Origin of the sequence: Gordonia malaquae, from assembly GCF_037148075.1 — a bacterium.
In the GTDB taxonomy this organism is placed as follows: domain Bacteria; phylum Actinomycetota; class Actinomycetes; order Mycobacteriales; family Mycobacteriaceae; genus Gordonia; species Gordonia malaquae.
On sequence record NZ_JBBCUB010000003.1, the window covers coordinates 436,039 to 461,297 of the forward strand.

The 25,259-nt window shown below is 64.1% G+C and carries 23 protein-coding genes, 1 tRNA gene and 1 other annotated feature; of the genes, 14 read left to right on the top strand and 10 right to left on the bottom strand.

The genetic code is table 11. The features are described from left to right. Window position 1: 1 nt before the first annotated feature. The 5 genes from WFK36_RS14070 to WFK36_RS14090 all read left to right on the top strand — a co-directional run bounded on the left by WFK36_RS14070 (window position 2) and on the right by WFK36_RS14090 (window position 4,113). Window positions 2–86, top strand: a tRNA-Ser gene (locus WFK36_RS14070). An 87-nt stretch (window positions 87–173) separates the two neighbouring features. Then, window positions 174–545, top strand: a complete 372-nt coding sequence (locus tag WFK36_RS14075; protein ID WP_336792405.1) for a helix-turn-helix domain-containing protein — start codon at window positions 174–176, stop codon at window positions 543–545. A gap of 438 nt (window positions 546–983) precedes the next feature. After that, window positions 984–1,667, top strand: a complete 684-nt coding sequence (locus WFK36_RS14080; protein ID WP_336792407.1) for an MspA family porin — start codon at window positions 984–986, stop codon at window positions 1,665–1,667. Between the two features lie 467 nt (window positions 1,668–2,134). Continuing rightward, window positions 2,135–2,830: a hypothetical protein gene (locus WFK36_RS14085; protein WP_336792409.1), complete on the top strand. Its 696-nt coding sequence runs from the start codon at window positions 2,135–2,137 to the stop codon at window positions 2,828–2,830. A gap of 233 nt (window positions 2,831–3,063) precedes the next feature. Beyond that, a complete protein-coding gene (locus WFK36_RS14090; protein ID WP_336792411.1) occupies window positions 3,064–4,113 on the top strand; it encodes a hypothetical protein in 1,050 nt (349 codons plus the stop codon). Between the two features lie 1,120 nt (window positions 4,114–5,233). Here the strand turns inward: WFK36_RS14090 and WFK36_RS14095 are convergent. The 7 genes from WFK36_RS14095 to WFK36_RS14125 form a co-directional block, all read right to left on the bottom strand. Beyond that, complete coding sequence (locus WFK36_RS14095) at window positions 5,234–5,665, bottom strand: hypothetical protein (protein WP_336792413.1); 432 nt, start codon at window positions 5,663–5,665, stop codon at window positions 5,234–5,236. 52 nt (window positions 5,666–5,717) lie between these two features. Next, window positions 5,718–6,928 (bottom strand): IS3 family transposase gene (locus WFK36_RS14100; RefSeq protein ID WP_419717491.1). Its coding sequence is split into 2 segments (ribosomal slippage): window positions 5,718–6,517 and window positions 6,517–6,928, totalling 1,212 coding nucleotides; the frame shifts between segments, so codons are not numbered across the junction. Then, window positions 6,548–6,679, bottom strand: a sequence feature (AL1L pseudoknot). Its footprint overlaps the gene before it by 132 nt. A gap of 46 nt (window positions 6,929–6,974) precedes the next feature. After that, on the bottom strand, window positions 6,975–8,330 hold the full coding sequence (locus WFK36_RS14105) for an MFS transporter (RefSeq protein WP_336792414.1): 1,356 nt from the start codon (window positions 8,328–8,330) through the stop codon (window positions 6,975–6,977). Beyond that, the gene (locus WFK36_RS14110) at window positions 8,327–9,142 is read right to left on the bottom strand and encodes an ABC transporter ATP-binding protein (RefSeq protein ID WP_336792415.1); all 816 of its coding nucleotides are present in this window, start codon (window positions 9,140–9,142) and stop codon (window positions 8,327–8,329) included. Before WFK36_RS14110 ends, WFK36_RS14105 begins: the two co-directional genes overlap by 4 nt. Continuing rightward, window positions 9,135–10,124, bottom strand: coding sequence for a FecCD family ABC transporter permease (locus tag WFK36_RS14115; protein ID WP_336792544.1), 990 nt, complete (start codon window positions 10,122–10,124; stop codon window positions 9,135–9,137). Before WFK36_RS14115 ends, WFK36_RS14110 begins: the two co-directional genes overlap by 8 nt. A gap of 116 nt (window positions 10,125–10,240) precedes the next feature. After that, window positions 10,241–11,113 carry an ABC transporter substrate-binding protein gene (locus tag WFK36_RS14120; protein WP_336792417.1) on the bottom strand — a complete coding sequence of 291 codons (873 nt, stop codon included), beginning with the start codon at window positions 11,111–11,113 and terminating at the stop codon, window positions 10,241–10,243. A gap of 298 nt (window positions 11,114–11,411) precedes the next feature. Next, on the bottom strand, window positions 11,412–12,434 hold the full coding sequence (locus tag WFK36_RS14125) for a helix-turn-helix domain-containing protein (protein ID WP_336792419.1): 1,023 nt from the start codon (window positions 12,432–12,434) through the stop codon (window positions 11,412–11,414). Window positions 12,435–12,631: 197 nt separating this feature from the next. On the opposite strand from WFK36_RS14125, the gene WFK36_RS14130 reads away from it, so the two are divergent. The 4 genes from WFK36_RS14130 to WFK36_RS14145 are packed head-to-tail and all read left to right on the top strand — an operon-like array spanning window position 12,632 to window position 16,375. Next, complete coding sequence (locus tag WFK36_RS14130; protein ID WP_419717496.1) at window positions 12,632–13,513, top strand: metal ABC transporter substrate-binding protein; 882 nt, start codon at window positions 12,632–12,634, stop codon at window positions 13,511–13,513. Further along, on the top strand, window positions 13,510–14,283 hold the full coding sequence (locus WFK36_RS14135) for a metal ABC transporter ATP-binding protein (protein ID WP_336792423.1): 774 nt from the start codon (window positions 13,510–13,512) through the stop codon (window positions 14,281–14,283). Before WFK36_RS14130 ends, WFK36_RS14135 begins: the two co-directional genes overlap by 4 nt. Continuing rightward, window positions 14,280–15,161 (top strand): metal ABC transporter permease, encoded by an 882-nt coding sequence (locus WFK36_RS14140; RefSeq protein ID WP_336792425.1) that lies wholly within the window; start codon window positions 14,280–14,282, stop codon window positions 15,159–15,161. Before WFK36_RS14135 ends, WFK36_RS14140 begins: the two co-directional genes overlap by 4 nt. A 26-nt stretch (window positions 15,162–15,187) precedes the next feature. Next, entirely contained in the window at window positions 15,188–16,375 is a 1,188-nt protein-coding gene (locus WFK36_RS14145; RefSeq protein WP_336792427.1) for a lipase family protein, read from the top strand. Window positions 16,376–16,442: 67 nt separating this feature from the next. Here the strand turns inward: WFK36_RS14145 and WFK36_RS14150 are convergent, their stop codons facing one another. Continuing rightward, a complete protein-coding gene (locus WFK36_RS14150) occupies window positions 16,443–17,294 on the bottom strand; it encodes a siderophore-interacting protein (RefSeq protein ID WP_336792429.1) in 852 nt (283 codons plus the stop codon). Window positions 17,295–17,403: 109 nt separating this feature from the next. Between WFK36_RS14150 and WFK36_RS14155 the strand changes: the two genes are divergently transcribed. The 4 genes from WFK36_RS14155 to WFK36_RS14170 are packed head-to-tail and all read left to right on the top strand — an operon-like array spanning window position 17,404 to window position 20,410. Continuing rightward, window positions 17,404–18,945 (top strand): helix-turn-helix domain-containing protein, encoded by a 1,542-nt coding sequence (locus WFK36_RS14155; RefSeq protein ID WP_336792431.1) that lies wholly within the window; start codon window positions 17,404–17,406, stop codon window positions 18,943–18,945. Between the two features lie 42 nt (window positions 18,946–18,987). After that, the gene (locus tag WFK36_RS14160) at window positions 18,988–19,125 is read left to right on the top strand and encodes a hypothetical protein (RefSeq protein WP_336792433.1); all 138 of its coding nucleotides are present in this window, start codon (window positions 18,988–18,990) and stop codon (window positions 19,123–19,125) included. After that, a complete protein-coding gene (locus tag WFK36_RS14165) occupies window positions 19,125–19,754 on the top strand; it encodes a hypothetical protein (protein WP_336792435.1) in 630 nt (209 codons plus the stop codon). The genes WFK36_RS14160 and WFK36_RS14165 overlap by 1 nt, the downstream gene beginning before the upstream one ends. Continuing rightward, window positions 19,736–20,410 (top strand): hypothetical protein, encoded by a 675-nt coding sequence (locus WFK36_RS14170; RefSeq protein ID WP_336792436.1) that lies wholly within the window; start codon window positions 19,736–19,738, stop codon window positions 20,408–20,410. The genes WFK36_RS14165 and WFK36_RS14170 overlap by 19 nt, the downstream gene beginning before the upstream one ends. Here the strand turns inward: WFK36_RS14170 and WFK36_RS14175 are convergent. Further along, window positions 20,367–21,041, bottom strand: coding sequence for a M23 family metallopeptidase (locus tag WFK36_RS14175; RefSeq protein WP_336792438.1), 675 nt, complete (start codon window positions 21,039–21,041; stop codon window positions 20,367–20,369). The genes WFK36_RS14170 and WFK36_RS14175 overlap by 44 nt on opposite strands. Window positions 21,042–21,275: 234 nt before the next feature. On the opposite strand from WFK36_RS14175, the gene WFK36_RS14180 reads away from it, so the two are divergent. Further along, complete coding sequence (locus WFK36_RS14180; protein ID WP_336792440.1) at window positions 21,276–22,745, top strand: alanine/glycine:cation symporter family protein; 1,470 nt, start codon at window positions 21,276–21,278, stop codon at window positions 22,743–22,745. A 104-nt stretch (window positions 22,746–22,849) separates the two neighbouring features. Here the strand turns inward: WFK36_RS14180 and WFK36_RS14185 are convergent, their stop codons facing one another. Beyond that, the gene (locus tag WFK36_RS14185) at window positions 22,850–25,024 is read right to left on the bottom strand and encodes an acyltransferase family protein (protein ID WP_336792442.1); all 2,175 of its coding nucleotides are present in this window, start codon (window positions 25,022–25,024) and stop codon (window positions 22,850–22,852) included. Window positions 25,025–25,259: the final 235 nt, after the last annotated feature.

A 25,259-nucleotide genomic window follows, 5' to 3' on the forward strand; every position in this document is an offset into this window, starting at 1 on the left:
GGGAAGCGTGGCAGAGCGGCCGAATGCACTCGCCTTGAAAGCGAGCGTGGGTAAAACCACCGGGGGTTCAAATCCCTCCGCTTCCGCTGCAGGTCAGAGGTAGTTTCTGATCAACTGCCCCTGGCAAGACAGGGGAGGGCGAATGATGCTGCATCGCGTGGGAGACTGGGCCTGTGTCCATCGGACCGGACCGCTTCACGCCTGCGCAGTTGGAGCTGCGTGACGTGCGCCGTCGTGCGCTCGGGTCCGCCATCGCCGACGCTCGGAAGGCTGCCGGTCTGACGCAGGACCAGCTGGCCGCGGCGAGTGGCGTCAGTCGCCCGACGATCAGCCGCTTGGAGCAGGGGACAAGTTCGCTGGGCTCGGACCGGATCTGGGGTCTCGCCCAGGCGTGCGGCGTCACTCCGGCCGACCTCTTCGCTGCCGCGCAGGAAGGCGTGCGCGGCAGCGAGGGGGACGGCCGAGCAGGCGCAGTAGACCTCGCCGTGGTGCAGTTCCCTCGGCAGGTGCGGCTTGCTTGCCTATCTGAAACTGGCGTGGCGTAACTGCGCTGACCCCTCGAGGCTCTGATCACATTGTCGGCCATGATTCCCGGACGTGTGGCTGTCTACGGCTAGCTCCCGATGGCCGCGACCGCAGCGGTCAGACCGTCACCTGCGGCGAGCTGCGTTGTTCGATCAGTTACCTGATTCCGTTTCCCACCCTGCTCAGACGTGCGCAAGGGGTCCCCTGCAGCGTGTTAGGAGTACGGAAGCACTATACGGACTGCGGTCCGTGTCCGGACCGGACAAATGGAAACATAAGCTGAACTGGGCATTTGCCAAACGTTTCGGAAGAATGTTTGCTTTTAGATTGCCCGAAGGATGGGATCGCAGGTGGGAGCACAGCGCTTCCGCCGCACACCGGATCTGCAATGAGTATCGCTGGTTCGGGAGCGGTTGTTACACAGGCTGATTGGCCTGTTCTGACTTTGGGGGTCACCTATGTTGCGTCGTATCGCGACACCACTCGTCCTAGCCGTCATCGCCGCGTTCGCGTTGGCCTCAAGTTTGCTCGCCGGACCGGCCGACGCCCGGACGCATCACACGCGCGAAGGTGTCGACATCACCCTCACCGCATCGAAGCTCCGGGCGAAGAAGATTCCGGCGTTGGACTCCTCACCGTTCTCCGGTGAGGCCCTGCTGTCTTCTGATGTGCACGCGGCGGTTCGCAACATCGACGGCAAGACTGTTCGGGCCAGTGTGGAGGTCGGCTACCAGATCGGGTACCCCGTCTCGGTGGCACCGAACGGTGTGAAGGTGACCGCCCACACTCCCGAGCTGAAACTGTCCGGTGGTCTGAACGCCAAACTCGCGCCCAACGTCACCATCTCCGGCAGCGGCGGCGGAGGCTCGATCGGTGAGATCGGTGCCGAACTCGGCGCTGAAGCGACCGTGATCCCGGCTGCCGACCTCGAATTCGAAGTCGGCGCAGGCAAGATCACCACAGTCACCCTCGCCGAGATCGCCCTGACACAGCCGGTCGCCGACATCGTCCTGTCCGGCATCGAGCTGAACGTCACCAACGCCCTCGGACCCATCAGCGTCCGCCCCTACGCCAAGATCAGCGTCACCACCGACACCGGCGTCTACGTCTACTACGACCACGGTCCGGCAACCCGGCTGTAAACGAGGAGTCGGAAATGAACGTAACGAAGACTAGCGAAGGTCGACGGCCACTGCGAGGGGCCGCACGCTGGGCGCTTACAGTTGTAGCCATTGCCATATCAATGCTGACGGCATTCGCGCTGCTTCCTTCAGAAGCAACCGCCGAAACGCCGGCAGAGCGCTGCAAGAGAGAGACCGCAGCGTACAACACCGCGTGGTCTACCGCGTGGATGAGAACCCATCCTGGAGCGCGGCCGTCTGACGCGCCTCCGCCACCGGTGCCTTACAGGTGCGGCCAGAACGGCGAGCCTCCGACGCTCAGCCCAGGCACTTCGACGCCCCCGAGTTCGACGGCACCGCCATCCACTTCCGAAACTGCCAAGCCGAACGGCGACCGAACTGGTCCTTCGGCCCAGCCGTCGACCGAGCGAGACGAGCCCGCTAGTGGCGTTGACCGAGATCAACCCTCTATCGGCACCAAGGGGCGGATGCTGTATCCAGACATACCGAAGGACGAACTCCGGAAACTGATCAATATCTCGGTCAGAAACTTCGATACCGAGATAAGAAAATTGCGAAGCGGGCTGCAGGATTTTGCCCGTCAGATGTCACTTCCGTACTCGAAGGTCCTCGCCAGCTCTGAGCGGAATGCCCTGGAGGCTGTCCAGGTTAACAGTAGCGCGGATGATGCATGTGGTAAGCCTGCAAATAGGGAGGTGGGAGTGGCGCTGCGGCGAGGCGATTTCTTCTACTCTGATTCGTGCACAAAAGGAATTAATCACGGACACAATGGAATATTCGTAACCGCGAAGGATACCATGGAGGCGAGTGACGAAAAAGGGGTTCACTACGTGACGGATGCCGCTTCGACGCGACGCCTGAATCCGCAGAAATATTACGTCAACGCTGACCAGGCAACTAGTCAGCAGAAGGATGCGGCCGCGGACTATGCCCTTTCTAAGAAGGGTAAGGGATATAATTCCGCTGGGTTTGCAAACAACAGGCAGGGAGGCCCGGACGTGGGTCATTTCAATTGCTCCCAACTGGTGTGGGCTGCCTATTATGAACCGTCGCGAATCGACCTGGATAAAGATTCATACGGATCATTTATCGGCCGAATGGCTCCAAACCCCGGTGTCTATCCGACTGACCTTACCGGTTCGCCACTGGTTACGCCGTACTGATGTGGTTCAGCCGAAGCAGGGGTAAGGTTCCGCGATGGTCCGGCCGTTCAGTTGTGTGTGCCACAGTGGCATTGGTAATCGCCGCGACGACGTCATGCTCATCTGATTCTGCGCCGGAGACATCTGCTCTGGGGCCTGAGGTGGATCGAATCCCTGGACGGGCGTATGCCGCCGTCATGATCGCTCCTCCAGCGTTTGAGTTTGCGCACGACACAGTGCAGGACAATTCATGGGTGGTCTTCGTGGATCAAGATATGGTGCCACTCGGGTATATGCATCAGAAGGGGATGTTTCGAAGTCAGATCGCACGGTATCGCGATGGGATAGTCTTCGCGGATCGTGAGAGCTACTTTGTGACCTCTAGGGAGGGCACGCGAATCGAACCTCATGATGCGGGTGGAATTTCCCTACAGGCATCTACGCCCTATTCCCTCGAGTCAAGCGATTCTTTGTTGTGGCTTGACGATGGAATGGTTAACGGAAAGTATCGGAGTACTGTGATTGGAGTTTCACCTACCGGTTCGCCTTCGATCCGCAAGATTGACGGTCGAGTCGTATCCTCCGGCAGGTGTCAAGACACCCCTTATGCTGTAGTCTCCCGAGAGTTTGGAAAGATTGGCTCGGAGGAGACCTACGAGCTCGCCGAAATCGACATGGCAAGACGTCAACCCGACCGCAAAAGGGCGGAGTGGAGGTTCGATACGGCAAGCTCAGGCGGGAGGATCCCGTACTCGTGCGACAAGAATGGGCAGGTATCGACCTATATGTCAAATGGGAACCCGGTTTCCGAAGGCGAGTCCGTCAGGTCGGGATTCTGGACAGTGAATGTCCACAAGGGAGATGCTGAGTGGGTGCCGATCCCGCTCGACCTGGCAAGTAGTTCTGCAGAACACGGCGGAGTCGACACTCAGTACACTGCGCCATTCGGCTCGAATACTTCGTGGCAGAACAGAGAAGGCGTGGAGTACGTCGATTCTCGTGGTCAAGTATCGATGATCAAGAATGGCCAGACAGTGGCCAGCTATCTGTTCACTATTGCGCCCGATATTAGGGATCGTGATCTTGATGCTGTGGCGGTCGGGGAAGGTTTGGAAGGGGTGTCCTACCTGACGCGAACCGACTCGAGCGGTTCGCCGGTTTCGGGTACAGGTGATTTTGTTTTCACAAACTTCGCATCAGGAAAGGAGATTCGCCGCATACCTACTCCCGAGTGGCTGTCGGACCTCGTCGCATCTGATCCGTTCGTGATAACCGACATTGCACTGGTGGGCGATGTCGAGTAGTTGGATCTGAGGGGCTCGACGTGGCGCGTGGCGCAACCCTACTGGGGGTTGTGCCACGCGCTGGCGCGACAGGAGCCGTTTCGTTAGAAGTTGACCGAATAGTTCCCCAAACTGGCTTTTCGGATCTGAGGGTGCGTAAAAGAGGTGCGGGTCGAGCGTGGGTGACCACGACATGTAGGCGGGTCCTGAGTGTGAGAATGGGAGTTCTCACACCGCCCGAACTCGCACGACCAGGACCCATGAACGAGCCTATGTGCACAGCTGCTGACACGAACTGCCGAACCGTCGAACTCGGCCTCGACCCACGGACGTGTCGACCGCTCCGCGACGCGGGTTGGACAGTGATCCCGTGAGGCGATCACTGACCGTCGCGAGCACGCGCCCGTGACGCAGGTCGTCGCTTCGCTCGTCCCGCGCGGGCGCCGATTGCTGGATAGCCTTGGCCCTGACGGGCCGGGGAGGGCACTGCGCACTCGCTTCGCTCGAACGCCGCGCCCAAGGACACTCCGACGCACAGGACGTAGGGGTCGGGAACCAGCGAGCGGGAGGGGCCCGGTGCCGAACATCGCGGCCGGCCGATGGCAGGCCGCTCGAACGGGAGGCGTCGACGTGCAGCGTGAAGCACCGCCGGGATGGCCCGGCGACGTAGTCGATAGTGGCGGTGATGGTCCTCCGGAGACGACCGCCCGATAGGTGAGTCGGCACCACGTCGGGGCTGTCGACGGTCGTGGGAGGCCCCGGCGGCACCGGGCGTCTGTCGGCGTCGTCGAGCGCGGTCCCCGCGGGACCGTGGGGGTATCTCGCGGGACAATGCACCGGGGTAGCCGCGACAACGCTCGGGGACTTTGCACGACGGCTGTATTGTCCGACTTCCGGGCGGGCTGGTGCCCCGTCTGGTCGCCGCACGGTACGCCGACTACACCGACCGGAGACCAGCGGTGGCTACCGTTCGGGCTCCACCGGGCCGAGTCGGTACGGCCGCACACCACCGAGCGACCAGCGACGCCGCGTTTCGAGGTGTCGCCGGCTGGTAGTCGGGCTCGTGAAATGACAGAACCCCGACCACATCACCGGTGATCGGGGTTCTGAACGGGGCGAGGGTCCTAGTGGCCGGGGTGCGTCATGCCACCGCCTCCTCGCTCCCCGTGACGGGGCCCGCGGGCTGCGGCAACCGGAACACTCCGGCGAAGCGCGGCTCGGACGCGACAGCCACCTTCGCCCAGCGACGGACCGTCTCCGCGCTGGGCCGCAGGTACCCGTCGACCGCGGCGGCGGACGCCTCCCAAGACGCGCCGCCGAGGCGGGCGCGAAATGTCTTCTCGATGTCCCCACGCGGCCTGTTCGACGAGACGCAGGCGGTCCAGACCAACTGGTCGAACTCCGTGTCCGTAGGCGTTGCCAGGTCGGTGTAGATCGCCCCGGCCGCGTCGATGAACCCCTGCCGGCGCGCGTTGGCACCGGCCACCAGGGCCGCCAGCACGGTCTCCGCGCGGTCCACGCTCGCCGCTCGCAGCGCGGCGGCGCCGGGCGACAGCGTCCTGACTACTCCCATCGTTTCCATCTCCTTCACTCGCTTGTCAAGACCCGGGTTTGATGGAGACCGATCAGTTGTTCTGTAGAGCGGGTTCAGGGGCAGTGTGCTGCGTCCAGTAGTCGGTTTCGACCGCTGCTGGTGTCTGGTAGTCCAGGGCGCTGTGCAGGCGGCTGGTGTTGTACCAGTGGACCCATTCGGCGGTCGCGATCTCGACGGCGTTCGTACTCGTCCACGGTCCCTTCTTGTAGATCAGTTCGTGCTTGTACAACGAGTTCAACGCTTCGGCCATCGCGTTGTCGTAGGAGTCCCCGCGGGATCCGACCGATGCGACGGCCCCGGCCTCGTCGAGGGCCTGGGTGTAGCGGATGGCTCGGTATTGCACGCCGCGATCGTTGTGCGCGATCAGGCCGGCCAGTTCCTGGCCGGCACGCCGGCGTAGCCACAGGCCCATCGCCAACGCATCGATCGCGAGGTCAGCGAACATGCGAGTCGAGGTCTGCCAGCCGACGATCATCCGCGAGAACACGTCCAGGACGAATGCCACGTACACCCAGTCGGCGTCGGTCCGCACGTAGGTGATGTCGGCGACCCACAATCGGTTCGGCGCATCAGCGCAGAACGCTCGATCGACTAGGTCATCGGGTCGGTTAGTCTCGGGCGCAGGCTTGGTGGCCCGCGGGAACTTTCCGCGCACGACACCGCGTATCCCCAGGTCGCCGCACAGTCGTTCGACTGTGGACTTCGCGACGGTGATGTCGTCGAGGCCGAGCGCAGCTCGGATCTTGCGGCGACCGTAGATCCCACCGGAGTCCTGATAGACGCGCATGATCTGTTCTTTGAGGTACTCGTCGCGGACCGCGCGAGCCGATGGTGGGCGGGTTCGGCTGCGTAGTAGGTGCTGGAGGCGATCGGGCAGCCGGCCTCGGTGAGGACGATGCAGATCGGCTCGACACCCCAGCGATCACGGTGATCGTCGATGAACGCGACAATCACCTGCGTGGGCGGTCGAGCTCCGCCGTGAAGAAAGAGGCGGAGTTCGGCGTTCTCCTTCTCCAACTGACGGACGCGCTCGATATCAGAGACCGTCTGCGCACCAGGGGCGGCGACCTGACCGTCCTCTACTCGGCGGACCCAACTCCGCAGTGTTTCGGGATGGATGTCGAGCTGAGCGGCGACACGGGCTATCGCACCAGGAGCGGTCTCGGCGTCCTTCCGGGCGTCGATCGCCATCCGCGTTGCGCGGTCACGCAACTCCGGAGAGTACTTCGATGGGCGAGGCATGGGACACGTCTTCCTTCCGGTCAAACCTGTCTCCATCAAACACGGGTCAATTCAGTCGGAGTCGTGTCCGAGCTGAGGTCGTGAGCGCCGCTGCTACGCAGACACCACCCGTCATGGCACCGATGGTGAGCAGAGTGACTCCCCAGCGGTGCGGGTCCGAGCCGGGTTCGAAAGCTCGTACGGAGATCGCGCATGCGGCGACTCCGAGGCTGATTCCGAACTGGCGCGACGCATTCACGGTGCTTGAGGACACGCCTTGTTGGGTCGGAGCGACATCCTGCATCGCGGCGGCTGGAAGGGCCGGCGAGATGACGCCTGCACCGATTCCGGTCAGTGCCATCGCGGGAAGGATTCCAGCCCATCCGGCGACGGCTGTCGGCAGCGCCAATGCGAGACATCCCGCTGCGCAGAGAAGGAGACCTGCGGCGAACGCGCGGTCCCGTCGCGTCGGACCGATTCGCGGTCCGAGTAGGAGCGATGTGGCGAAGAAGACAAGCGGTTGCACCGAGAGCACCATCGCTATCTGTGCCGGTGAGAGGGCCAGAGCGTCGTGGAGCCATGAAGAGATCGCGGGGAGTATTCCGAACGCGGCGAAGTAGTATGCGGCGGCAATGACCACAGCAGTCCGGAACGTCCGGTTGTGCATGAGCACTCGTGGAATCACCGCGGTTTCGGGATTGCGTCGCTGATAGTGAGCAAACGTGATCAGGGCGGCTGCGCATAGCGTGGCCAGAACGCTCACTGTCCAGGTGAGGCCTCGATCGGAGAACACGAGTGTCGCGATCACGAGAAGGGCGATCGTGGCGCTCAGAGAGACCATGCCTGGGACATCGATTCGGCGTCGTTCCAGCGGTCTGTCGTTCGGCAGATACTTGATGGCCATCCATGTGGCTCCCGCTGCGATCGGAACAGCCAGGGCGAACACCAGGCGCCAGCCGACCGCAGCGAGTAAGCCGCCCGACACATTGCCCACAGCCGCGGCGAGCCCGGACACCGCTCCCCAGATCGCAAAAGCGCGATGTTTGGCAGCACCAGAGTATGAGGCTTCGAGGAGCGGAAGGGTCGTCGCGAACAGCGATGCGGCGGCGACACCCTGGCCGCACCGGCCAATGACGAGCACCGACGATGTCGGGGCAAGCGCGCAGAGCAAGGACGCGCAGCCGAATGCGACGAGACTGCCGACCAACAATGTACGACGACCGAGGCGGTCGCTGACCGCGCCGAGTGGGACGAGCAGCACAGCTAAAGCGATCGTGTACACGTCGATGACCCACTGCAGCGCGCCGAACCCGACCGACAAGTCGGCTGAGATCGACGGCATGGCCACGGTGACAATCGTCGAGTAGGCGAGCAACAGGAACGTGGCGGTACATGAAACCAGCAGTGGAGCCAGATGTTTCATTGTTCCGCGGTGCGTCCGGAGATCGGGTGAGCGCTGGAATAGCTGAACGCGAGCAGTCCGCGCGGATCGCGGAACGGCTCGCACTCCACGCCGTAGACGTCACCGATCAGTTCCCGAGTGAGAACGTCCGCCGGCGGCCCGCTTGCGACGACTCGTCCTGCGTTCACCACGTACACGCGATCGCAGTAGCGTGCCGCCAAATGGAGATCGTGCAGGGCGGCCACCACACCGATTGCCAGCTCCCTGACGATGTCGAGGACGTGCAACTGATGTCGGATGTCGAGGTGGTTGGTCGGCTCGTCCAGGACCAGGAACGCGGGTTCTTGGGCGAGCGCTCGTGCCAGCGCAACCCGCTGGGTCTCTCCGCCCGACAACGTCTGGATGCTCTGATCGGACCGGTCCGCAAGCCCGACGGCTGCGACGGCCTGCGCGACCACGGCCCGATCGTGGGACGAAGTCGGTTGGAGGTGCTTCTGATGGGGACTGCGGCCCAACGCGACCATGTCGCGGACACTGAGGTTGAAACTCAATGTCTGGAACTGCGAGATGACCGCCAACTGTTGCGCGACAACGACGGGGCGGGCCCGGCGTAGGTCCAGATCGTTGAGTGTGATCGTGCCTGACGATGGGGCTAACACTTTGTAGAGAGCCTTGAGCAGCGTGGTCTTACCACTTCCGTTCGGCCCGATGACACCGACGAACTCGCCGTCGTCGGCGGAGATCGATATGTCGCGGACGATGGGTGATCCGCCGATCTCAACGCTCACCCCGCGTGCGACGAGTCCGGATCGGGGGGATGCGACCTCAGCCAAAGCTGTACTCCTTTCGAGTGAGCATGTGGAGGAACACCGGAGCACCGAGGACCGCAGTCACGATTCCGATGGGCAGTTCAGAGTTCGACACCGCGACGCGTGCGATCACATCCGCCCACAACACGAACAGACCCCCGGCGATCGTCGCCACTGGCAGCAGTAGGCGATGGGACGCGCCGACGGCGCCACGGACCACGTGTGGAACGAGCAGGCCGACAAAGCCGATGACGCCCACGTGAGCCACCAGGCAACCGGTGACCAACGCGCACAACACCAGGTACGCCCGGCGACGTCGAGCCGAGTCGACGCCGAGCGTGATCGCGGACTCGTCGCCGGTGAGCATCACGTCCAGGCTGCGGATCTGAGTGGCCATCACCGCCAGTCCGCCCACCACCACGCAGAGGGTCAGCGGCAGGTCGTCCCATGTCGCAGACGCGAGACTGCCGAGCATCCAGAACGTCACCGTGCGAATCCCCTCCGACGACGCCGCGAAGTAGACGAACGAACTCGAGACGGCGGTGCAGAGCGCGTTGACCGCGGCGCCGGCGAGAATGAGTTTCACCGCTGAAGTCCGTGAACCAGTCGATCCGATCATCAACACGATGACCGTCGCGAGCAGGCTTCCCGAGAAAGCCCAGACCGGCACGCTCGCTCCCGCGAGCAGGCCGCTCGCTCCGAATCCGGCGAGGATCGCCACGGTGGCACCGAGCGAGCCGCCCGCTGACACTCCGAGCAGGTACGGATCAGCGAGTGGATTCTGAAGAGAGGCCTGCATGATCACGCCACACAGAGCCAAACCGGCTCCCACCAACACGCTGAGCAGGACCCGGGGGAGCCGGATCTCCCAGATCACGCTGTCGAACTGGTCACCACCGGCATCATTGCGCAGGTGGAGAAGATGTCCGCCCAAGGCTCCGAGTGTGTCGAGAAACGGGATGTTGACCTGGCCGACGGAGACTGCGATGACGATGGAGACGACCATTGCCACTGAGACCGCGATAAGCGCGAGAAGTCCCCGGAACCTGCCGACACCGGTCGTCGCCGTGGATGTGGGGGCCGAGCCTGTGCCCGCGACCCGATGGCGGTCTGCCGCCCGCGTCACGAGAAGACCAGGCCTGCGTGGAGGAACGTGGCGAGCGCGCGAGTCAGCTCGCCGAGGTGCGGTGTGCCACGAATAGACGTCGCGTAGTCGAGCAGGAAGATCTTCCCGGCCGCGATCGCCGGTACGTGCCGGAGTCTGGCGTCGGCCAGCAACGTCGCCTTTTCTGACTCTGAGCCGGCCTTCTGGAACTGGGTCATGACGATCACGTCTGGCGCGGCCTTGATGATGCTCTCGGCTGACATCTCGGCGTAACTGTCGTCGGTGACCTCGATGTACTTTCCGCCGGCGGTCTCAACCATCTCGTCGACGAGGCTCAGCGACGGCGAGTAGTAGTTGTAGGTCAGTTTGTTCGATCCGCCGCTTGCAACCAGCAGAACGCGTGGTTTGTTCTTGGATCGAGCAGCGATCGTTGAAATGTCTGCCAAGGCTAGACGCTCGTTGGCGATGTACTCGTCGGTCTTGCCGCTGATGCCGAAGGCGGTTCCGATGCGTTTGATGTCGTCGAAGTAGCTGGTGAGATCGCGGCCGATCGTGTAGTTGTCGGCCATCAGGACGGGTATGCCGCGGCTATTCCAGATCTCCGCCGTGCCGAGGTTCTCCTCGGTCATCGCGAACGACATCGACAGGATGAGGTCGGGGTTCAGTGCCATCACAGATTCGGCGGAAGGCACCTGCTCGGAGAGCCGAGGCAGTTCGGCCAGCCCGTCTCGGTAGTAGGAGTCGGCGCCGTCGAGGTATCCGACGCCGACGACCTTGTCCTGCAGGCCGAAGGCGATCATCAGCTCGGCAAGATTCTGTCCGATCACCACCACCCGCTTCGGTTCGGCTTCGATGGTCTGTTTGAGATCGTTCCCAGCATTGTCTTGCATCAACACCGTCGTAGGCCATGGGCCGTCGCGTCCTTCGCCAGTGTGGCCCCCTGGCGACTGCGGCGTGGAGCAGCCCGAGACGAAGGCGCCGACAACGATGCTGATCGCGAGGATGCAGATGAACGAAACTGTGGGTCGCGTCGGTATGCGATGCGGAGGATAGGGGGACATCCGGACTTGGTCCTTTCGACGGAACGTCAGGCGTGATCACACTGGTGTGCTCGTCCATATCGTTGCGTCGAATCGTCCAAAGAGGTGTGGAGCGACAGGTGCGGAAATGTGGAGGTACGGACTCCGTTCAGGCTCCACGCTGACGTTCCGCCCGGTAGCTGCGAGGTGTGCAGCCGTGGCGACGGCGGAACGCGTAGATGAAGTTGCTCGCTGAGGCGTACCCGACATCGGCACCTATGCGGTCGACGGTCCAGTCCGTGGTGACCAGCAGTTCGGCTGCGCGTTCGAGGCAACGCTGGCGGTGATAGGCCATCGGTGACTGCCCGTACAGGGTCTTGAACCCGCGAGATAGGCGCTTCGGGCTCATGGACACGGTGGCCGCGACGTCAGCCACGGTCGGGATTTCATGGCGCGTCCGCCACAGAATCGCTGGAATGCGTTCCAACGCGGCAACTTCGTGGGGGTGCAAGTCGTGATCCGTGGCCCGCTCGGTCGCCGCGTGGATGAGGTCGGCGAACGCGGTCATCACTCTCGACTCAATCATGAGTGTGTTGGCCGCGGAGTCGGCACGCATGCCGTACAGGCCGACGAGAGTAGTCGACACCGAGGCGAGCCGACGACCACGGCCCAGATACAAGTCTTCACCGTGAGCGTTCGCAAGTCGGTCCAGCGCATCGTTGAACACCTCAGTGCCGACGCTCCCCAGATACGGCTTGAGGGTGTTCCTGCAGCCGGTGAGGGAAAGGCCGCGGTAGGGCTGCCCAGCGGGGTGAATGAGGCGACCACCGGTTGCCCGCGGCGGTGTCAGCGACACCGAGCCCCGTGACAGATCATCCTGGCCTGCGAAGTCTTCGGATATCCGCAGCGAGCCGTCGATGCAGGCTTCGAGCTCGAACCTGTCGCTGGGGAAGCGGTACTCCACCTGATGATCCTCAGCGAATGTCACGTCGTAGCGCACCAGGCGGAAGCCGCCGCGCAGCGTTGTCACGTCGATGGTCCCGCGCCCCACTGACGGATGCAGGCCGTACGACCTGGTTTGAGGTGAGTTCCGGCCAGGGAGCATCTCCGCAACGGTGGCGAAATATGAGGCGTACTGCCGCTCCTGCTCCGCAGACCCGGATGCCCCCGAGAGCAGATGAACAGTCGACATCAACTTAGCTTACCCTAATTTATCCGGAATCCCACGTGGTTTGTCGACTGTGGAGGCTCTGTGGCAGTGCGTTCGAGGGTGCTCTGACCTGATGGTTCGCCAGATATCGTGCATACGTGTTGAAAAGTTCGGAGAGCCGAATATATAGTCTGAACATGACGAAATATTGGATTCGCCTCATGGGTATCGCGGCGATGATGGGTATCGGGGCGACTGTCGTGGCGTGCACGTCGAACCCGGGCGAGGATTCGGGCCGGCCGGTGGTGCTGACCACGTTCACGGTGTTGGCAGACATCTCGTCCGAAATCGCCGGTGATCGTCTGCGTGTTGAGTCGATCACCAAACCCGGCGCGGAGATCCACGGATATGAGCCGACTCCCTCGGACATTCGGCGCGCTTCGGATGCATCGCTGATCGTCGACAACGGTTTGGGGCTCGAGCGATGGTTCGAGCAGTTTGTCGACGACCTGGACGTGCCGCACGTGGTCGCGAGTTCGGGTGTCGACCCGGTCGACATAACCTCCGACGCGTATGCGGGCAAGCCGAACCCGCATGCATGGATGAGCCCGCTCAACGTGCAGGTCTACGTCGACAATCTGGTGCGGGCGTTCTCGGATCTCGATCCGGACGGTGCAAGCACGTACCGAGCGAATGCCGACAGGTACAAGACCGAACTGCGGGGAGTGCACCACGAACTCGTCTCGGCGTTGCGCGGACTGCCCGCCAACGAGCGAGCACTCGTCACGTGTGAGGGCGCCTTCTCTTACCTTGCTCGCGACGCTGGGCTCACCGAGCGCTACATCTGGGCGGTCAACGCCGAGCAGCAGGCGACTCCACAGCAGGTGTCGTCGACAATCGACTTCGTCCGCACGAACAAAGTTCCCGCGGTGTTCTGCGAGTCCACCGTCTCCGACAAGGCCATGCGTCAAGTGGTCGCAGCCACGGGGGCGACCTACGGTGGCACCCTGTACGTCGATTCGCTGTCGGACGGCGGTGGCCCCGTGCCGACTTATCTCGACCTGATCCGCAACGATGTCCGCACGATTGTCACCGGATTGGCCGGAAGGGCGAAGTCATGAGCGGCCCCGACGATGCCGTGATCGACGTTCGCGCGGTGACTGTGCGCTATGGCGATGTCGTCGCACTCGACGGCGCTTCGCTGCTCTTGAATCGGGGAACCGTCTGTGGACTGATCGGCATGAACGGCTCCGGAAAGTCGACCCTGTTCAAGACGATCATGGGGTTGATCACCCCGAGCAGGGGGAGCGTCCGCATACACGGCCGATCACCGGCGTACGCGCGTCGGACGGGTTCGGTCAGTTACGTACCGCAGTCCGAAGACATCGACTGGTCGTTTCCCCTATCGGTACGCGACGTGGTGATGACCGGGCGGTACGGACATCTCGGCGTCATGCGGACGCCCCGATCCGTTGACCACGCCGCCGTGAGTGACGCTATCGAGCGTGTCGAACTCAGTGGCTACGAGAACCGTCAAATAGGCCAGCTCTCCGGCGGTCAGCGCAAGCGGGCGTTTGTTGCGCGTGGGATCGCCCAGCAGGCCTCGGTCATGCTGCTGGACGAGCCTTTCGCGGGTGTCGACAAGCGCACCGAGGCCACGATCAGCGGGCTGCTGCGCGAACTCGCGGATGACGGTGCGACGCTGCTCGTCTCCACTCACGATCTCCACGCGCTCCCACGTCTCGCGGACCAGGCGGTCCTTCTCATGCGTCGCGTACTCGCGCATGGAACGCCGGAACACGTGATCACGCCGGACAACTTGGTGCGGGCGTTCGGGCTCGATCCACTGAACGTCCCGAACGAGAACGACTCCGGGGGCTCGCCGGAATGACCGCGCTCACGGATGTTCTCCTCGCCCCGTTCGAGTACCAGTTCATGACGCGCGCATTGATCGCGACGCTGGTCTCGTCGACGGTGTGTGCACTCCTGTCCTGTTGGCTCGTGCTCATCGGTTGGTCTCTCATGGGGGATGCCGTTTCACACGCGGTGCTCCCAGGAGTGGTGCTCGCGTACATCTTCGGCGTGCCGTTCGCCGTCGGTGCGGCGGTCTTCGGGTTCATCGCGGTCGGGCTCATCGGCGCTGTGCGTGGAACGGGGCAAGTCAAGGAGGATGCGGCTATCGGCATTGTCTTCACAACACTGTTCGCGCTTGGTCTGGTCCTCATCTCCGTCACACCCAGCAATACCGACCTGAACCACATCATCTTCGGAAATCTCCTTGGTGTCTCGGGCTCCGACCTCGTCCAGATATCGGTCCTGGGGTTCGTGGTCGCGAGTGCGCTCATCGTGAAGCGGCGCGATTTCACGCTGTACGCATTCGACCCGACTCACGCCCATGCGATCGGGCTCAATCCTCGGCGTCTGGGCATGGCGCTCCTCGGACTGCTCGCCCTGACGGCTGTGACGGCGCTGCAGGTGGTGGGAATCGTGCTGGTCGTCGCCATGCTGATCATTCCCGGTGCCACCGCGAGACTGCTGACCGACAAATTCGGCCACATGCTGGTGATCGCCCCGATGCTGGCGGCGAGTGGAGGCGTCGTCGGCCTGTACATCTCCTATTACCAAGACACGTCACCGGGAGGCATGGTCGTCCTCAGCCAGGGCGTTGTCTTCGCGATCGTCTATCTGTTCGGCCCCGCGGGTGGCATCGTGACGACGATTGTCCGGGCGATACGGCGCAGGGATCGATCGCCATCGTCGCAGCCGTAGCGACGCGAGTAAGTTAGGATCCCCTAATGAAGAATGAGTCGAGGGGCGCCTCGGCGGGTGCGCGGGCGAGCATCTGGAGACTGCTGATCGTAGTGGCGGTCGCGTGTGCGGTCACCGCGCTGACACCGTCGGCGCCGGCGTCGGGTGGACCGGCCGACCACACGACCCGTGGGACTGTGATCAGCGTCGAGGCCCTAGAACACGGCCTCGTCCTCACCCGCGCGTCTGGCGGACGGGTATTCGAGTACACGACCACTGGTGCGGATGGCCGGCCGGCGACAAGCCTCGGGTCGCTCTATCTGCCGAAGGGCAAGGCGCCTGCCGGTGGATGGCCGGTTCTCTCGTACGGTCATGGAACCGCCGGCTTGAGCGATGACGTGGTCAGTTACACGGGTTGGGCCGGTGACGGCAACACCGGTGATGCGTACCTGTCGCGCTGGCTCGATGCGGGATTCGCAGTGGCTGCGACGGAGTACGTCGGCATCGGCACACCCGGTGTGCACCCGTACTTGAACACACGCAGCGAGGGTGCGGCGATGATCGATGTGGTGCGAGCCGCTCGATCTCTCGACCACCGTCTGTCCAACGTGTGGGTCGCCAACGGATACTCTCAAGGTGGACATGCCACGCTCGCGGCCGCTGCTCTGGCGACCGAGTACGCTCCTGAACTGGTTCTGGCCGGAGCCTCGGCAGGTGGGGTGCCCGCGGGAGTCGCGGATGAGCTCGCAATGGTCCGACCCGACGTCGCGGTGAATCCCGCACCGGACCTGACCGTGTACACCGCGTACGTGCTGGCGGGCTTCAGAGCAGCACGTCCGGACCACCCGATGGACTCGTATTTGAGCGGTCGCGGCAGGAACCTCCTCGACTCGGCGGAGCGGCTCGGCTACCACGACATGCTCGCGGAAGTAGGACGGACGGCGCCCGCCCAGATGGTCCGGCGGCCATTGGCGGAGGGCACACTACTCGACGCCGTGCGTCGACACCTAGGTGTCCCGACACGCGGATACAGTTCGCCAGTGCAGATCTACCAGCAGTCGCTGGATGTGGTCTCGCCTGCGCCGTTCTCCGCGTTGCTCGCGCAGCAGATGAGGGCCAACGGCGTTCGCGTGACCTACCGGATGTACCACTCACCGCAAGGCCACGCAGGTTGGGACGGTCCGCTCACCGATGTGATCGCCTTCGCCCGCGCTGCCGTCGCTCGCGCTGAATGACGGCCTGCAGTCCGGATTCTCGGGCAGAGGCGGTTGGAAAGTCGGCCGTACGATGCGGCGACTCCGCTCAGATGCCGATCTCGGCATCATCGAGATCGTCGAGGGTGCCGCCCCGGGCGAGAATCGCCTCGTATGCGCGTAGTCGGTGGTCGTCGATATCCGTGGTGCTGACGCCCTTCTTCCAGTACCCGAACACGGCGACGTCCTGTTTGCTGAGAGCGGCCTCGGTCCGGAAGTACGAGCGGATAGCCTTCATCGAGTCGCGTTCGCCTGCGCCCCAGACGACGTAGTCGGTCGGGTCGGGAATCGACCGAGCGCAGGCGAGGAGTCCTTCTGCGTCGGCAGTGGAGATGCGCCGGATCGTGACCTCGGCGGGTGGAGTGAGTTCGTCGACGGCGCCGACGTCGTCCGACTCGATCCAGATCTCGCCTGCGACTCCCTCGGGCCATTTCTGCAACAGTGCGAACAGGGCCGGGATCGCGGTGGAGTCGGCGAAACACGCCACTCGGCGATGACCGGTGGTGGGGATGGTGAAGTGCGCGCGCGGCCCGCGGAACTCGAACACGCTGCCGACCGTGAGGGCCTTCGCCCACTTCATCATCGGACTCGCTTCGCCGTGCAGGACGACGTCGACCACGATTGAGCCGCTCGACGCGTCGAACTCGCGAACGGTGTAGACGCGTGACGCATTGAGGGGAGCCTCGAGCTGGAGTCTGAGCGCGACGTTCGGCTGTCGCCACGCAGGGTCGTCGGAACCGGACGAGAGGGCCGCTGTGAAACGAAGGACGTCGCGCGTCGGGAACTCGATCACCGTCACCGTCGCGGTGGTGTTGTGCATGTCGCGATCGTGATCGGCGGTACGAAGGCTCGTCTCGGCGGGCGAGCTTCCCTGGTTCGTGTCGAGTGGTGCGGACGTCATTGAATCTCCTGTGATCTCGCGTGGGGAACAGAACCAGGTTAGGCTGCCCAAAGTACGGATGTCTGACTGAAAGTGACAGATTGTTAGCCGACTACGAGGCTCGCTCGGCATGACCGATTCAGCCGACGGCGTCGCCGGAGCGAGTATGGACCCGGCGGTCACGCGGAGGGCCCTCCTGCTGTGGGTGCACTCCGGCATCGCGACAGTGGACGTCGACGGCTCTGTGCACGAAGTGACTGAACGCAAGGCACTGGCTGTGCCCGCTGGTCTCACGGTCGGAGTCGGCACGGTGCGCGGAACGGTCGCGGTACCCATCTGGCTTGACGCCGGTGTGCCAACGGTGCGAATGCTGACCGTGGCCGATCATCAGTCGACGTATCTGCTGTACCTGTTCGCGCTGAATCTGGGGTTTCTGCGGTCGGATGATCGCCACCCGAGTGGGCGCCATCGCACTGCGCCGTCTGTCGTCGCGTGGGCCGAGCCTCCGTCGAGTCCGGCCTCGGAGGAACTGACTCGACTGACCCGCGCCGTCGAACAATCCCTCGACCGGCCCGTTCGGCTGGATGAACTCGCAAGAACGCACGGAATGAGTGTGCGTACGATTCAGCGTCGCTTCGTGGCCGAGACCGGGGCCGGGTACTCGCGGTGGCTGCTTCAGGCGCGGCTGCTGGAGTCGGTTCGACTCCTCGACCAGGGGCGTTCGATCGGGTGGATCGCCTCGCGCGTGGGGTTCGCCGACGCAACAGCGTACTCGCGCGCTTTCCGCAGAGTATTTGGGCAGAAACCCAGTGAACTCCGGGCCATGCGTGGGACGGAGCAACTCGACCCGACACCGTCTGAGTCCGAGTCGATGCCGATTCTCGACGATCTGGACTGCATCGCTGTGCCCGGCACAAGGACGTGGTCGCGTGTGAACGGTTCACATGTCGCGATCTGGGTGGTCTCAGGAACTGCCGCAGTGACGATCGGGCATCGGACGTGGAGTTTGAACTGCGGTGATGCGATCGTGCTGCCTGCGGGCACACCGAACCTCGTGTGCGCGGATCCGGAGTCGCTGGTCCTTCCACTCGGCTTCCGGCCGCCCGTCGGTCCGTCGATGACCGTGGACATGATCGCGGCCCACAGGTTCTCCGCCGATGACTTTCCCGTTCTTCTTCACGGAGTGGTGTCGGTCTACACGACGTTGCGTCCTCGAATCGTGCTCGACAGTGCACTGTTCGACCTGGTGGCCAGCAGGACCGTCGAACCGTCGGTTCCGCAGGCGCTGCCAACAGAGACCGGTACCCGACAGAGTGACGTGACGGCGGTTCTCGCCGAACTGGCGCGATCACCTCGGCGGCAGATGAGCACCCAGGAGTTGGGGCGGCGTCTCTCGCTTCCCCCGAAGGATGTGAACGCGACCGTTCGGGCGGCGACCGGGCTCGACTTCGTCGTGTGGCGACGGGAAGCCAGGATGACATACGCCCGAGAGGTGCTGATCCGGGGTGTCCCACCGGCGACGGCGGCGCGTGAGGCGGGGTACGCCCATCTCTCGGCGTTCAGTCGCGCGTTCTCGAAGACGTACGGCATGTCACCGCGACGGTTCATGGCGAGTGCTGAGGTCTCCGAGTCTCGTTCGACGCCCCCGGTGCGACCGCCTCGGCGTCCCTGAATGGGATGTCGCGAACAACTCCGCAGTATCAACATGGCCTGAATGTCAGTCGTGGATCAGTATGGAGCAGAAGACGACCGTTGTATCCGGCTGGTCGGATGTTCGTCGGGCAAGCGTGACGACCCCGAAGCGCTGCCGACCGACGCCCTGTTCGGCCCGGACGCGGTTGGTGGATCGTGATGGAACAGGAGAACGGGCGGTTGGTTGATCGAATCATGCACCGTCTGTTCGTCGGATCGGGACCGGATGCGTCGTTCCTCATCCGGCACGACTGGGCGATTCTCGTCGTCGTACTCAGCGGTTGCGGCGGGTTCGTGGCACTCATCGTGCTCGCGACAATCCAAGGCTGGGCGCCGACCCTGATGTGGATCGTCATCGCAATCGGGCTGGTCAGCGTCCTGCTGACGATCCCCACGTTCGTGTATCTGCACCGTGCGACCCGCGGCCCGCTGCCTGCGCTTGACCGGACTCCGCGCACCGCACGTGTCGTCCTCAACGCCGACGGCGGACAGACGATTCTCGTCGAATACCGCGGCGCTGACGGCGAAATGCACAGCGCGCAGTTGGCGGACATCATCGAAGGGTCGCACCAAGACAGATTCACGCCGAATTCGTGCTGGCAGGTGTACGCATTCCGCGACGTCGCGCACGCCGACACGGTCGTGTTCCTCACCCAGACGCACGACGACGTGTGGCGTGCCGGGTGGAAAATCGACGGCGTCCGCATCGGCGGCGAGAGCGGGCCGATCAAGCCGGGCCCTGGGTCACCGTTCCTTCGTGAGGACTCGACATGGGAGTTCACGTCATGACCGGCGTCGTGCCAGACGGACGAGACGATTTCTCCACCCGATACGGCGACTTGGTGTTGCACGCCGAGAATTCCGTTCACACCGTGCGGAAGCGGACCGTGCGCTGGGCGCTGCTCGTCGTCGCGGCGGTGGTGACCGCTGTGGTCATGACATGGCTTCTTCGCACCATGGCGCCCGGAGGAGTACCGCCGTGGTGGATCTATCCGCCGCTCCTCGCCGCGTGGTTCGTGCTGCTGTGGAGCGTGCCGGAGCTCCTCGGCCTCATCCTGGCGTGGCGGCAGGTGGGCTGGTCAGTCGATGTGTATGAGCAAGGTGTCGTCGAATCGAGGTTCGGCGCCGTCCGGCAGGCGATGCCGTTCGCGGGTGGCGTGCCCAAGGCCCCGACCGGGCCGATGCCGAGCCGCGTCGAGTGTTCGAGCCAGGAGCTACTTGGTCTCGTTCGGATGAGTGGTGTGCACTTGCTGCTACCTACGGCTGCAGGACAGTTGGCAGCCTGTCGGCTGCGTGAGCTCGTGACCGAGTTCGAGGTGCCAGGTCGGGAGCGAGCACTCCCACGGCGGTTCTCGCGTGCGGCGGTGCGAACAAGGTGTCGGGTCGACCGGCACCGTCAGATCAGGGCTGGACGCCGCGCTTCTTCAACCACGTCTGCGGGTTGATCGGGGTTCCTGCGGAGTTGTGGACTTCGTAGTGCAGGTGCGGGCCGGTGGAATTGCCTCGGCTGCCGACGGTGCCGATCTTGTCGCCCGCCTTCACCTTCTCGCCCGCGTGCACGAAGATCTGCTCGACGTGACCGAAGATCGCCGTGGTGCCGTCGTCCTGTCGGACCCGAATCCACTGGCCGTAGCCGGAGGCCGGGCCTGCTTCGAGGACCACCCCGTCGGTCACGGCGTACACCGGGGTGCCGGTCTTGTTGGCGATGTCGACGCCGTTGTGGTGGGTGCCCCAGCGCGAGCCGTAGGTCGATGTGACCGTGCCGCTGACCGGCTTGACGGCACTCCCCTGGCCGGGCGCGGTCGGCAACAAGTTGCGGAGCGCGTTGTCGAGGTCCTTCGGCAGATTCTCGGGCACCTGCAGGTTCTTCGGCAGTTCAACTCCCTTCGGGAGCGTGATCGGCGACGAAGGCTTGGCAGCGGCTTCACTGGCGGTCGCACCGGCCAGGCCGATCGCACCGGCGAAGGCGACGACGGCGCCGATACGTACTGGCACCTTGGTCCGGCTTGACTGGGCCACCCGGTGGCGGCCCGCCTCACGGGTCCGCGAGGTGATGCCGAGGTCGGCGAGGGTCATGGTGTTTTCAGCAGTCGCGCGGTGTCGAGACACAGTCTGTCCATTCAGCGGTAGGTAACGTTTCGGATACGGTAAGGACACGGCGAGGCTACTTGAAGGGCCGCCACCGCGCCAATCGGCGCCACTCGTCCGTCCGGTGGGAGTCGTCGGACGCTGTGGACGCGTAGTCCGCCGACATGCCGCCGAACAGGTGACGCCCGGTGCCCGCGGGCGATCGTGGATAGACTCCCGCCAATGGACTCTCTCGACAATGCCGTTGTGTGGTTCAACGACCACTACGGCTACGTGCTCATTGTTCTCTTGGTCGGAGCGGGTCTCTGGTGGGGGACGCGGACGCTGCTGGTCCAGATCCGGATGGCGCCCGAGATGGCGCGGGCGATCAAGGAGCAGCCGCCCAAAGCGGAGTCGGGGGCGGCTCAGATCTCGGCGTTCCGCGCGTTCTGCATCTCTGCGGCGTCCCGCGTGGGCACCGGCAATGTCGCAGGTGTCGCCGTGGCGCTCACGATCGGTGGACCGGGCGCGGTGTTCTGGATGTGGATGCTCGCGATCATCGGCGGCGCGACCGCCTTCGTCGAATCGACTCTGGGGCAGCTCTACAAGGTCCGCGACGGCGCCGACTATCGCGGCGGTCCCGCCTACTACCTGAGCCGAGGGATCAAGAACCGGAAGGTCGGAATCGCCATGGCGTTCGTGTTCGCCATGGCGATCACGTTCACCTACGGATTCGTGTTCAACGCGGTGCAGTCCAACTCGATCACGTCGGCGGTCGATCTTGCTGTCGACGTCGACGGCGAGTGGCTCCCGTACGTGATCGGAGGCGTACTGGCCGTTCTGACGGCGGCGGTGATCTTCGGCGGAGTCCACCGCATCTCCGGTGTCTCCCAGGTGCTGGTTCCGGCGATGGCGGTGCTGTACGTCGGGCTCGCACTGCTGGTGGTGCTGACCAACCTGACGCAGCTTCCCGGTGTGGTCCGCGACATCGTCGAGTCGGCCTTCGGGTGGCGCGAATTCGTCGGCGGCGGGGTGTGGGCGGCGATCATGCAGGGCATGCGTCGTGGACTGTTCTCCAACGAAGCGGGCATGGGATCGACACCGAACGCCGCCGCGACCGCGGCCGTGTCCCACCCGGTGAAGCAAGGTCTCGTGCAGACTCTCGGCGTCTACTTCGACACCCTGATCGTCTGCTCGGCCACGGCGTTCATCATTCTGCTGTCCAACCCGGACTACGGAAGCGACCTCGAAGGTGTGCAGCTGACGCAGACGGCGCTCGCGCAGCACATCGGATCCTGGGCGGGCCCGCTCCTGGCGGTGATCCTGTTCTTCCTCGCATTCAGCTCCGTGATCGGCAATTACTACTACGGCGAGACGAACATCGCGTTCTTCACGCGGCGCCGGTGGGTGCTCAACGTGTTCCGACTGATCGTGGTCGGGTTCGTCTTCTTCGGTGCGATCGCCAAGGTGTCCCTGGTCTGGAACCTCGCGGACCTGTTCTCGTCGGTGATGGCGACGGTGAACATCGTCGGCCTCTTCGCGATCGGCGGCGTCGCGGTGCTGCTGCTGCGCAATTACTCGGAACAGCGGTCGCGCGGCCTGGACCCGGTGTTCCACCGCGACGACATCCCCGGACTCACCGGAGTCGAATGCTGGGACGGCACAGATCCGGAGACGATCAGGGAACCGGCTTCCGCCGCAAAAGTCACATAAGGGCGGTGTACGAATCGCGCCCCGGTGTTACTTTCGTGCCAGGTCGTGAGTTTCGTGATCCCCGGGAGTCCAAGGCGGGGTGCGTCTCCTCCAGGTGCCCGGAGTCACTGGGCGGGCGGCGGTGCTATCCAGGGGAGGGCTTCGGCGAGTTGACGTTCGAGTTCGGGGATCAGTGTCCGCACGTACGTCTGCGTCAGATGATGTGGATCGCGGTACACCATGATGTTGCCGACGATCGCCGGGCAGAAGTCCGCGGTGCAGACGCCGTCGGACAAGTCGAGGGCGTGGAACAGCGGATCGCGCGCGGCGAGCGCGCGGGCCGGATCGACTGGGCTCAGTGCGCTCGCCCGATCGGTTCCGCACGAGGTGGCGGTGCCGCCGCCGGACAGGCAGTTGGGCGTGTCGATTGGCCCTTGATCATTGTGCGGCCATGGTGTGTCGCGGATGCCGATCACCGGGATGCCCGCGGACGTCAGCTCCTGGAACGCTGTGATGTAGCCCTGAGGGAGAAAATCGCCCGGGCCGGACTCTGCGGGGCGGGTCGAGTTCGTGATGACGGCGTCCGGCTTGGTCCTGAGGAGATCGTCCATCACCGCGAGGTTCCACTCGTAACACTCGGGGTACGGCACACGTTCGAGGTAGGCGGGGTTCTCGTCGACGGTGATCGGGCAGCCGCGTTTGACGTACGTGACGATCTTGACGCCGTTGGCCTTGGCGATGGGATTGACAGCACCCAGCCACATCTCGGTGTGCGAGCCGCCCACCAGGGCGATCGTCTTCGAACCGTTCACGTCGCCGTAGACGCCGACACCGGGAGCGGTCACGTCCATCTCGACCATCACGCCGTCGAAGAACGTCTGCGGCAGGTCGGCCGCGGCGGCCAGTGGTGTCGGCTGCGGGTCGACGGCGGGTACCGGAACGCCGTCGAGGAGTGCTCGCGCTCCCGGGTAGAGGGCCGGATCGAGGTTGGCGGTGTCGACGTGGACACCTGCGATGTGGCGGTCCCACGCGGTGATCGCGCCCGCGGTGCCAGCAGAGGCCGCGACCAGGATCGCCGTGAGGATCGCCGGGTAGGTGACGCGCGGATGCGACGGCCACCGCACATGTGTGATGGACGATCGTCCGCCGCCCCGCATGGGATCTTCCACGTAGCGCTTCATCAGCCAAGCGAGACCGAGGGAGACGGCGAGGATGGCGGTGCCCTCGACGAACGTCGCGTGGTCCGTTCCATGCCACGTCAAGTAGAAGATCAGCAGCGGCCAGTGGATCAGATACAGCGAGTACGACAGTCCACCCAGCCAGACGGCGCGGTGACTCGCGAGCAGGCCGTTCCCCGCGGGTCGGTCTTGACCGGGGGAGACCTGGCCCGACCAGATGATGAGCAGCGTCGCACCGACCGGGACCCAAGCCAGCGCGGCGGGATACTCGGCGACGCCGTCGATCCACCACCCGCAGGTGGCGATGACGATCAGGGCGGCGACGGTCACGGCGCTGCGGATCCGGGTGGACACCCGCCAGGTCGGCATCCATATCGCGAGGAGGCCGCCGACCAGCGGTTCCCACAGTCGCGACAGGGTGTCGTAGTAGTTGTACGGCTGATCGATGTGCAGCCGGTGCTGCGCCCAGGCGAACGATGCGGCCGCCACCGCACCGACGAACACGGCGAAGATCGCCCGGACCACCGCTGCGCGGGTGAACACCTCAAAACGTGAACCGAGGATCTTGATGATGCCCGCAACGGTCAGCAGGATCAGTAAGGCGCCGACGAAGAACTGCCCCTGCATCGACATCGACCACAGGTGCTGCAGCGGGCTGTTGGCTGAACTCGCGGCCAGGTAGTCCTGCGAGTTCTTCGCCAGGTGATAGTTCTGGAAGTACAGCGCGCTTGCGATCACTTCGCGCCCGACGTTCAGCCAGCGGGTCTGCGCGATGACGGCGATCGTCAGCAGCGCGACCACGATGAGGACTGTGTAGAGCGCCGGCAGCAGTCGCCGCAGCAGCCGCTTGAGTCGCGGCCATGGGCTGATCGTCTCGCCGAAACCGATCAAACTCGATTGGCTGTGGATGGTGTGCCGGACGAGCGATCCGATGAAGAAGTACCCGGACAGGGTGAGGAACACGTCGACGCCGCCGGACACCCGACCGAACCACACGTGGAAGCAGGCGACGAGTGCGATGGCGATACCGCGGAGTCCGTCGAGGTCGGTGCGATAGGCGGGGGCTGCGGCTTTTCCGGACGACTCCGACTTCCCGGCCCCGCTCACCGCCGGATTCGCCATCGTCGTCTCCCGTTCCTGCTCCGACCCCGCAGTCGAGGTGGACGCCGCGTTTCCCCTGGCAGGTGCCGGGTTCGCAGCTTGTGATTCTAGCAGCCGCGACGAACCGGACTCGTCCACGGCCGCTCCCGAGCACCCTCACTGTGACGTGCATCGAACGGATGACGAACACCTGTCGTCCGATCGGTTGTGGTCGATCTGCTCCGTTATGCTGGGCCGCGTGCTCTGCGTTGACGCC